A 10,333-nucleotide genomic window follows, 5' to 3' on the forward strand; every position below is an offset into this window, starting at 1 on the left:
TTGCAGCGCCTCCCTAAGAGAGTTTATTGCCTACATGAAGAAAGATCGAAATGCCGTCATTTCCATGCTTTTCGAATCGACGCTGAGCCCAGCCGAACTGCTCCCGGTGCTGGAAGAAGTGCCGGAAATAGCGGATTACAGCCATGTGTCCAACGGACAAAGCTGGCCAACGGTTCGGGAAATGATCGACAGTAACAAACGCCTCGTCATGTTATCGAACGGGTCAGCGGCGCAGAAGTACACGCTGGCCGGCAAACAGGCCGAGGTTCTTTGGGCACCCAACACGCAAGTTGAGAACTCCTACAACCTGGGTATAACTTCGCTGGTTCATGACTGGCAATGCAAAAGACGCTACAGCTACATGGACCTTTCATTGCGCACCCGTGACGGTGGTTTGCCGCGGCTATTCGTTCTTAATCAATTCCATGCCTGGGGCAGTACTACGCTGCATGCAGGAAACATGGACAACAACCTGACCTGGTTGCAGCGCCGGGTGGAAAACTATTGCGGCGAAGCGACCGGTTGGCGCAAACCCAACTACCTGGGCATTGACTTCAACCAGGTGGGTGACGCGCTGCCCTATGCTGCGGCGCTTTCTCAAGGCGGTCTCTATTTCTACGAAGACAACCGGGCCAACCGTGCGGGGGACACCTCCTGCGTATTGCCGGTGAATCAGGGTGGGGGCACCAGCGGCGTTCAATATGACATGAAGCTTGCCTCACGCGGGTGTGAGAACGACGAACTCCGGTCAATGGAACTTGAGGGTGTTCGAGCGGGCACGCGTATAGAACTGTACGACAACCCCGACGCAGATAAGCAGGATGACTTCACACTGATAGACGTCAAGCAATCGATTCCCATGGGCAAAAGGGTGCGAATCGATTCATTCGAGGGCTCGGCCGATACGTTCTACTACCGCAAGGTCGCCTCTCATAATAATGGGCTTGACGGTAAGGTTTCACGAATAAAAGTGCTTAACAAAGCAGACGATAACGACATAAGCGACGCAAGCATTGTGTTATATGAAGGCAATGGGGCAACACAGAATATTGTCTGCACGGTGCCCTTCAATGCGGACAGACAATTCAAAATGGGCAGTGGCAATAACAGCTATGGCTGCGACAACGATGAAATACGCTCTGCCAAAATACTCAAGGCCGGTAAGGGATCGAGGTTCTCGGTTACCGGCAAGCCGGACGGAAGTTTTGGCCAAGGCCGTACAGGCGTAACGTTCAAACGAGCCATCTTGCTACCCATCACGATTTCGAGTTTCAACCGCAGTTACGAAAACGCGGATGTAAAAGTCGAGGTCAGTAATGGCGGTGGTCTGGACGGGAGCATTTCCTATGCCTACTTCCAGCCTCTCTCCGAGCAGAAAGGCAAACCGCCCATCAAAGAGGGCAGCACCAGACCATAGCCTTACTTTACGACGCCCTCATCGATCAACAGCTTCAGAATCGCGGCTGCGCCCTCTTCCGGGCGCAGCCCCTTCAGCACTTGGCCTGCGCCGCCGCTGGCCTTGGCAGTGGCGGCTTTCATGCGATCAGCGCCGCTCTTGGCCTTGATCACTTTCAGGCGTTTGGGCCGCGGTCTGGCTGGCTGCAGCGCTTGGTTGGTCAATAACTCATCGGCAACGACCTGAACTCTTTCGGTGTCCAGCGTGCCACGCTGTGCGGGCCCGAATGCGCTCTGTCGAGGTTTGGGAGCCGCGTTATCCACAGTGGCCAGAAACGGCAGGCGGACCTTCAGCCGACGACGCTGGCCGCGAGGCAGAGCCTGCAACACCACTGCGGTACCGTTGTTCAGCGACTCGACCTCAGCCAGACCGGTCACCAGTGGCCAGCCCAGCCTTTCAGCCAACAGAAAAGGCAGCATGCCCGACCCTTCACCGGTTTCAGCCTGACTGCCGGCCAGCACCACCTGTGCGGCAGAATCGCGGAGGTAGTCAGTCAACGCGACCAGCGCATCGGCGCCCTCGGGTTGCTCCAGCACATGCAGCTCGTTGAGCCCCATGCCAAGGTAAGCGCGCAGTGCCGGTTCTTCGGCATTGCCGGCGTGCAGTACCTGCAAGTTATCCCCAGCCAGCTGCAAGCCAAGCTCGACGGCCCGCGCATCCTGTTCGGCGCGGCGCGCACGACCCGATGTCGGGTGCGCCCCGATGGACACCAGACTGATGATCTGTACCGCATGCTTATCCACAGACACTTCAGGCTGCATCGCGCTTACCTCCGCTGCGCCAGGCTTGCACTGCGGCTATCAACGCCGTGAGCACTTCGGCGCTCTCGCCGATGACCGATAGATCAGCGCGTTTGACCATGTCGCACCCCGCATCCAGATTGATCGCAATGACCTTGTCGCAGGCGCCGATGCCCTGCAGATGCTGGATGGCCCCGGAAATACCGACGGCGACATACACCCTTGCGGTCACCCAGGTGCCACTCGCGCCTACCTGCCGCTCGCGGCCCATGAAACCATCGTCCACCGCCACCCGCGACGCCCCTTCGGTGGCCCCGAGTACCGAAGCGGCATGATGAAACAGGTCCCAGTCTTTGACACCATTGCCGCCAGACAGAATGAATTCGGCTTCAGCCATGGGGATAACTCCGGGATCGACGGCAACCGCTCCCAGGTCCTCTATACGCGGCAGGCTGCGCGCCACGCTTGTGGACAACTCGACCGCCAATACCTCGTGGCGGGTTTCGCTCACCGGTTCGGCACACTCTACGGCGGCCAGAATCAGACGGGCCAAAGGCCGAACCAGGTCTTCGCGCCCGGCTCCTGCCCGACTTATGCACAGCTGGTCCTTGACCTGCCAGACCCGCGTTGCAGGTCGCTCGCCGATACTGGCGGCAAAACGTCTTCCCAGCTCGCCACCGCCGCTACGGCTGTCCGGCAACAGCCAGTGGCGCGGGTTGAACTGGTTATCCACAGCTCGCAAACCCTGCACGCGCTGTTCCGGTGAATAACCGTCGAACCCGGCACCGTCGATAATCAATAACCGATCCACGCCAGCAACGTCGAACGCAGTTTCCTTGTGTTCGCCGAACACCACTGCCAGCACGGCACCTTCAGCTCCGGCAAGCTGACGCGCCAGCCCCAGCAAGTCGCGATCGTGGCTGCTCAGGCGGCCGCCGACCATATCGGGCACCACCGTGATATAGAACGCTGGCTCGACGATGGCATGCAGTGGCAACTGCACGTCGGCAGCGGCCGAACGCTTGACCGCGCCACCCTGCTGAGCGCCGCTACGGTCGATGCGCTTTATACCGTTGGGACCGATAAAACCCAGGCCATGCACGTTCTTGCGCAGCAAACCGTTTGGTCCCATCCAGCTGTTCAGCGCCGGCTGCATGGCCGCATGCAGTGGGTGCAGTCGATTGCGAGCAATCCACTCGGCACGAGGGTCGCGGCGGATAATGTCGCTCATCAGTACACCTCCGCGGGTTCACGTTTGCTGGCAACAGACGGGCTGGGGATAACTTCTTCAATCAGCGCATCGGCCACCAGCTCGGCGATATCCTTGATCAGCGGGCGTGGTTCAACCACGCCTTCAAGCATGGCCGTGCACTGTGGACAACCGACTGCTACCACCTCGGCAGCGGTTTCAAGAATGTCGTCCATGCGCATGTCGGGAATTCGCTGTTTGCCGGGGATATCGGTGATCGGCGCGCCGCCACCACCGCCACAGCAGCGGGAACGAAAGCCCGAGCGCTGCATTTCCCTGATTTCTATACCCAGCGCACGCAGCACGTCACGAGGGGCCTCGTACTCGCCGTTATAACGGCCCAGGTAACACGGGTCGTGATAGGTCACGCTGGCACCTTTGTGCTGGCCCAGACTCAATGCGCCATTGCGCACCAGTTCAGCCATGAAGGTGCTGTGATGCTGCACCTGATAGTCACCGCCAAAAGCGCCATATTCGTTTTTCAGCACATGAAAACTGTGTGGGTCGCAGGTCACGATACGCTTGAAGCTGTAATTGGCCAGGGTCTGAATGTTGCGTTGGGCAAGTACCTGAAAGGTTGCCTCATCGCCCAGACGCCGTGCCACGTCACCGCTGTCGCGCTCTTCGAGGCCCAGCACGGCGAAATCGATCCTGGCCGCTTTGAGTACTTTGACAAAGGCGCGCAGCGTGCGCTGATTGCGCATGTCGAACGCGCCATCGCCGACCCAGAACAGCACGTCCACGCTCTTTCTCTCGCTGAGCAGACTCAGGTTCAGATCCGCTGCCCAGTTCATCCGACCACCCGGTGCAAAACCGCCGGGGTTATCGGTGGCGATCAGGTTATCCAGCACCCCGGCACCCTTGTTTGGCGTCGCGCCCTTTTCAAGGGTCAGGTGACGGCGCATGTCGACGATGGCATCGACGTGCTCGATCATCATCGGGCACTCTTCGACGCAGGCTCGGCACGTGGTGCAGGACCACAGCGTTTCGGCGTCCACCAGCCCGTTGACGATGGGCTGATGCGGATTGCCGCCATGCTCGCCCAGCGGCTTGCCTTTGCCATCCAGCGACGGATATGGACTGCCCGCAAATTTTGCGTCGGTGCCACCGGCAAGGCCGACCACCATGTCCTGAATCAACTTTTTCGGGTTGAGTGGCTGGCCTGCCGCAAACGCCGGGCAGGCCGCTTCGCACTTGCCGCACTGCACGCAGGCGTCGAAGCCCAGCAGTTGGTTCCAGGTGAAGTCCTGAGGTTTCTCCACACCCAGCGGTGCGGTTCGATCGTTCAGATCCAAAGGTTTCAGGCCCGTGGAGCGACCACCAGCAAAGCGCTCGGCACGCCGGTGCCAGGCCAGGTGCAGGGCCCCGGCGAAGGCGTGCTTCATCGGCCCGCCCCAGGTCATGCCGAAAAACAGTTCGCTTACGCCCCACAGCACGCCCAGCCCGAGAACAGCGACGAGCACCCAGCCACCAAAATGCTCGGGAAGAATGCCCGCCACCGGCAGCGTGACCAGAAAGAAACTCGCGGAAAACGCCATGAGGCTTTTCGGCAGACGCATCCACGGCCCTTTCGACAAACGCGCGGGCGGATTGAGACGACGCTTATAGACAAATACCGCGCCGACAAACATCACCGCCGTCATTAGCAATAGCGCGTAGCCAAGAACGCGGTTATGCAGGCCGAAGCCGTGCACCAGAATCGCCAGCACGATTGAGGCAACCGCACCCCCTGCAGTGGCAACGTGGGTGTTGGCGATGTATTTATCGCGTGCGACTACGTGGTGCAGGTCAACCATGTAGCGCTTGGGCATGGCCAGCAGCCCGCCGAGCAAGTCGACTTTCGAGGGCCGTCCGTTGCGCCACATGCTCACCCGCCGCCACGCACCCAGCGCCGCAAGGGCCAGGGCGCTGAACAGCAGGATGGGAAGAAGGGTGTCTAGCATCACGTTGCCCTCAAGATGCAAGCTTTAAGCTGGAAGCCTCAAGCTGCAAGCTTCAAGAAAAAGTACCGAGCAAAGGCTTCTACTTGCAGCTTGAAGCTTGCAACCTGTAGCTGTTCTCAAAAATCCTTGCACAGGCGCAAGCCGTCATAGATCGCTGCATGGGTATTGCGCTGCGCCACGCAGTCGCCGATACGGAACAGCAGGTAACCGTCGCCCGGCTGGCTCAATGAAGGCTGTGGCTGAATGGCGAATAGCGCATCGATGTCGATCTGGCCCTTGTTGCGCGAGCCTTCCTTGAGCGCGTAATAAATCGCTTCGTCCGGACGCACGCCGTTTTCCACCACCACTTGATCGACCACTCGCTCTTCCCTGGCACCGGTGTATTCGTTCTCCAGCACCGCCACCAGCTTGTCGCCCTCGCGATAGACCTTTTCCAGCATCATGTCGCCGGTCATGATCACTTCCTTGGGGTACATGCTGCGGTAGTAGGTCGGGAACGAGGTTCCGCCAATTGCCACGCCCGGCTTGATGTCATCGGTGACGATTTCGACCTGGCTGCCCTTGTCGGCCAGATAGTCGGCCACCGACATGCCGGTGAACTCGCAGATGGTGTCGTAGACCAGCACGTTCTTGCCGGGCGCCACCTTGCCGTCCAGCACATCCCAACTGCTGACCACCAGGCCTTCAGCCGCACCCCAGTGTTCGTTCTGCTCAAGAAACGGGTGACCGCCGACCGCCAGCACCACGATGTCCGGGCGCAGGTCGAGGATGGTTGCTCCATCGGCCGCAACACCCAGACGCAAATCTACTTTCAAGCGCGCCAGCTCCAGCTGGAACCAACGCGTAATACCGGCAATCTGGTCGCGCTGCGGTGCCTTGGACGCGGTAGTGATCTGCCCGCCGATGAACTCCTTTTTCTCGAACAGCGTTACGTCATGGCCACGCTCGGCAGATACCCGAGCCGCTTCCATACCGGCAGGACCGGCACCGACCACCACGACCTTGCGTTTCGGCCCAGTGGACTTTTCGATGATGTGCGGCACGCCCATGTATTCGCGGGACGTCGCAGCGTTCTGGATGCACAACACATCCAGCCCCTGATACTGGCGGTCGATGCAGTAGTTGGCACCGACGCACTGTTTGATCTGATCGATCTGGCCCATCTTGATCTTGGCGATCAGGTGCGGGTCGGCAATGTGCGCGCGGGTCATGCCGACCATGTCGACATAGCCGCCTTCCAGAATTCGCGTTGCCTGGTTCGGGTCCTTGATGTTCTGCGCGTGCAGCACCGGGGCCTTGACCACTTCCTTGATCCCGGCCGCCAGGTGCAAAAACGGCTCCGGTGGATAACTCATGTTCGGAATGACGTTGGCCAGGGTGTTGTGGGTGTCGCAACCCGAGCCCACCACGCCGATGAAATCGATCATGCCGGTGTCGTCGTAATACTTGGCGATCTGTTTCATGTCCTCGTGGCTGAGGCCATCGGGGTGGAACTCGTCGCCACAGATGCGCAGGCCCACACAAAAGTCAGGGCCGACCTCCTTGCGCACCGCCTTGATCACTTCCAGGCCGAAGCGCATGCGGTTCTCGAAACTGCCACCCCATTCATCGGTGCGCTTGTTGACCCGCGGGCTCCAGAACTGGTCGATCATGTGCTGGTGCACCGCCGACAACTCGACCCCGTCCAGCCCACCGGTCTTGGCACGCGCCGCTGCGCTGGCGTAGTTGCCGATCACTCGCCAGATCTCCTCCGGCTCAATGGTCTTGCAAGTCGCACGGTGTACCGGCTCGCGAATGCCTGACGGCGACATCAGGGTCGGCCAGTGATCACCATCCCAGCGCGAGCGACGGCCCATGTGAGTAATCTGGATCATGATCTTGGCGCCGTGCTTGTGCATGGCGTCGGCGAGGTTCTGGAAGTGCGGGATGATTCTGTCGGTCGCCAGATTGACCGATTTCCACCAGCCTTGCGGGCTGTCGATGGCGACACTTGATGAGCCGCCGCAGATGGCCAGACCGATGCCGCCCTTGGCCTTCTCTTCGTAGTACTTCACATACCGGTCGGTGGTCATACCGCCGTCTGTGGCATAAACCTCAGCGTGCGCGGTACTCAACACACGGTTACGGATTGTCAGTTTGCCAATCTGGATCGGCTGGAACATCGCTTCGAAAGCCATAACGCGATCCTCGATTTACAGCGGCTTGACGACAAACAGTCCGTCGTCGTGACCTTCTTCGGAACCACCGTAAACTTGCTCGGCTACGGTACGGATCGAGCTGCCGCTGGCGGCGAGTATCTGGTCCATCGCCCCGGCAAACCAGCCGGTGAACATGTAGTCGACCTTACGTCCGACCTTGCCGTAGACATACACGAAACAGGAGTGCTCAAGCTTCACGCTGGCGGTGCCTTTTTCGATATCGATGTCCTGAATCTTGAACAGCCCCCAGCCGCGTTGCGACAGACGCTTCATGTAGTGCTCGAACACGGCAACACCTTGCAGGCCGTGGCATTCGGCTTCTTTTTCACACCAGTGCCAGGCGGACTTGTAACCGGCTTTGTAGAGAATGTCAGCGTAGGCATCGGCACCCAGCACTTCTTCGATGCCCATGTGGTTGTTGACGAAAAAGTGCCGGGGCACATAGAGCATCGGCAACGCATCGGAGGTCCAGACGCCGGTTTCGCTGTCGACTTCGATAGGCAGTTGCGGGGCGATTTTAGCCATGGGGGTCAAACTCCAGATGATTCGGGTTACACCCACCGCCTGAAAGGCCGCGGGGGTTCAATTCGATAAGGTGTGGCTGGCGGATTACTCGCCCCAGACGTCGGCCAGTACGTTGACCCAGTTCTCGCCCATGATCTTGCGCACCACGCGCTCGGAATGACCGCGCTTGAGCAATGTTTCAGTCAGATTGGGAAACTCGCCCACGGTGCGGATGCCCAGCGGGTTGATGATCTTGCCGAAGCTGGTCAGACGGCGGGCATAGCCCTTGTCGTGGGTCAGGTATTCAAAAAAGTCCTGACCGTGCCCCTGGGTAAAGTCAGTACCAATGCCGATGGCATCTTCACCCACGATGTTCATCACGTATTCGATGGCTTCGGCGTAATCGTCGATGGTCGAATCGATGCCCTTGGCCAGAAACGGCGCGAACATGGTCACGCCTACGAAGCCGCCGTGGTCGGCGATAAACTTCAGTTCAGCGTCGGACTTGTTGCGCGGGTGTTCCTTGAGGCCGGACGGCAGGCAGTGGGAATAGCAGACCGGCTTTTTCGATTCGAGTATGACTTCTTCCGAGGTTTTCGAACCCACGTGGGACAGGTCGCACATCACTCCGACACGGTTCATTTCAGCGACGATCTCACGACCGAAACCCGACAGCCCGCCGTCACGTTCGTAGCAGCCGGTGCCGACCAGGTTCTGGGTGTTGTAGCACATCTGCACGATGCCGACGCCCAGTTGCTTGAAGATCTCGACGTAGCCGATCTGGTCTTCATAGGCATGCGCATTCTGGAAGCCGAAGAGGATGCCGGTCTTGCCCAGTTCCTTGGCCTTGCGAATGTCTGCGGTGGTGTGCACCGGCATGACCAGGTCGCTGTTTTCGCGCATCAGTTTCTGGCTGCTGCAGATGCTGTTGATAGTGGCCTGGAAGCCTTCCCATACCGACACCGTGCAGTTGGCCATGGTCAGGCCGCCCTTGCGCATGTCTTCAAACAGTTCGCGGTTCCACTTGGCGATGATCAGCCCGTCAATAACGATGCTGTCGGCGTGCAATTCGGCTGGGCTCATCAGGCTGTCCCCTTTTTTGATTCCGGCGCGCCGAATCGGCTGTCGGCGCTAATGGGGTCAGCATATGCCGGAGGGTCGCGTGAACCGGGTGCAAAAACGACAGGGGGTTTGCCGAAAGCGTCAAGATGCGACAAAGGGTGACGGCGTGTCGCCCCACGATGTCGTAAACCTGTTCATTGTCTCGCGCTTGAGACAGAATCCAGCGTATCAATGGATCGGAGCGACTCGATGAAAACGTTTTTGCTGACCCTGGCCCTGATGGCAACGGCTGTGACAGGCGTACAGGCTGCTCAGAACCCGGATGTCTCGCCTTGCGACGGTGTTGACGATGACAAGCAGACTCTGGAGTGCTCGGTTTACAGCCGCACGACTGCAGAAGAATTGCTCAAGGAAAATTTCAACAACCTGCTCAAGCGTGTTCAGTCCCAGTTCGTTGCCAACAAGACGCAATTCAACGACTTTACCAGCAAACTCAAGACCGCCCAGCAAGCCTGGGAGAAGCTGCGTGACGCAGATTGCGCCGTTGAAGTCTTCCCTTCTGCGGCAGGCAGCAAAGCATTCACCATCAGTGAAAACGACTGCATTGCGCGCATGAGCGACGAGCGCTCGGAGTACCTGGAGTCGATTGCACAGGAATAACGTCTACGATGAGATAACCTGCTTCTTTATATGAACGAGCTCATCAGGTTTTCTCATGATTATTTGCGGTGTAGAAATCAAAGGCAGCGAAGCTATCTTCGCCCTTGCCACTCGGCAGAGCAGCGGGCTCGCTCATCTGCCGCTGGCCACGAAAAAGATCGCGCTGGAGGACGATGAAGAGCCTGCCAACGTCAAGGCTTTCGCTACGCAGCTCGCCAGCTTCGTACGCGAACACGGCGTCAGTCACATCGCCATCAAAAAACGCAGCAAGAAAGGCGAATTCGCCGGCGGCCCGACCACATTCAAGATCGAAACCATCTTTCAACTGATGTCCGATTGCGATGTAGCGCTGATCTCGCCGCAGACCATTAATGCGCAGAACAAGAAACACGCTTTCGCCCTGCCCGATACGCTTAACAAGTATCAGCACGAAGCTTACAAGGCGGCGTGTGCGGGGTTGATGAAGAGCGTTTAAGCAACTTCAAGAGAGGACGCAGAGCGTCCAGAAAGGCATGCGACGC

At 58.9% G+C, this 10,333-nt stretch carries 8 protein-coding genes and 1 pseudogene; 3 read left to right on the forward strand and 6 right to left on the reverse strand.

Translation table 11 applies throughout. The features are described 5' to 3' along the window. Positions 1–1,417: pseudogene (locus ALO64_RS24775) on the forward strand (PI-PLC X phosphodiestherase-like domain protein); the annotation flags it as partial. A 2-nt stretch (positions 1,418–1,419) separates the two neighbouring features. Here the strand turns inward: ALO64_RS24775 and etfB are convergent. The 6 genes from etfB to ALO64_RS21150 form a co-directional block, all read right to left on the reverse strand. Beyond that, the gene (gene etfB, locus ALO64_RS21125) at positions 1,420–2,217 is read right to left on the reverse strand and encodes an electron transfer flavoprotein subunit beta (protein ID WP_002555662.1); all 798 of its coding nucleotides are present in this window, start codon (positions 2,215–2,217) and stop codon (positions 1,420–1,422) included. Continuing rightward, positions 2,207–3,427 (reverse strand): electron transfer flavoprotein subunit alpha, encoded by a 1,221-nt coding sequence (gene etfA, locus ALO64_RS21130; protein WP_002555663.1) that lies wholly within the window; start codon positions 3,425–3,427, stop codon positions 2,207–2,209. Before etfA ends, etfB begins: the two co-directional genes overlap by 11 nt. Beyond that, positions 3,427–5,388, reverse strand: a complete 1,962-nt coding sequence (gene dgcB / locus ALO64_RS21135; RefSeq protein ID WP_044344198.1) for a dimethylglycine demethylation protein DgcB — start codon at positions 5,386–5,388, stop codon at positions 3,427–3,429. The genes etfA and dgcB overlap by 1 nt, the downstream gene beginning before the upstream one ends. A gap of 116 nt (positions 5,389–5,504) precedes the next feature. Next, positions 5,505–7,565: a dimethylglycine demethylation protein DgcA gene (dgcA, locus tag ALO64_RS21140; protein ID WP_044344197.1), complete on the reverse strand. Its 2,061-nt coding sequence runs from the start codon at positions 7,563–7,565 to the stop codon at positions 5,505–5,507. Between the two features lie 15 nt (positions 7,566–7,580). Further along, a complete protein-coding gene (locus ALO64_RS21145) occupies positions 7,581–8,111 on the reverse strand; it encodes a DUF5943 domain-containing protein (protein ID WP_005613912.1) in 531 nt (176 codons plus the stop codon). 84 nt (positions 8,112–8,195) lie between these two features. Then, entirely contained in the window at positions 8,196–9,173 is a 978-nt protein-coding gene (locus ALO64_RS21150) for a dipeptidase (protein WP_002555667.1), read from the reverse strand. A 228-nt stretch (positions 9,174–9,401) separates the two neighbouring features. Here ALO64_RS21150 and ALO64_RS21155 point away from each other — a divergent pair, with 228 nt between their 5' ends. Then, positions 9,402–9,812, forward strand: coding sequence for a lysozyme inhibitor LprI family protein (locus ALO64_RS21155; RefSeq protein WP_002555668.1), 411 nt, complete (start codon positions 9,402–9,404; stop codon positions 9,810–9,812). A gap of 55 nt (positions 9,813–9,867) precedes the next feature. Next, on the forward strand, positions 9,868–10,287 hold the full coding sequence (locus ALO64_RS21160) for a DUF3010 family protein (RefSeq protein ID WP_002555669.1): 420 nt from the start codon (positions 9,868–9,870) through the stop codon (positions 10,285–10,287). The last annotated feature ends 46 nt before the right edge of the window (positions 10,288–10,333 follow it).

Origin of the sequence: Pseudomonas meliae (assembly GCF_001400515.1) — a bacterium.
Taxonomy (GTDB): domain Bacteria; phylum Pseudomonadota; class Gammaproteobacteria; order Pseudomonadales; family Pseudomonadaceae; genus Aquipseudomonas; species Aquipseudomonas amygdali.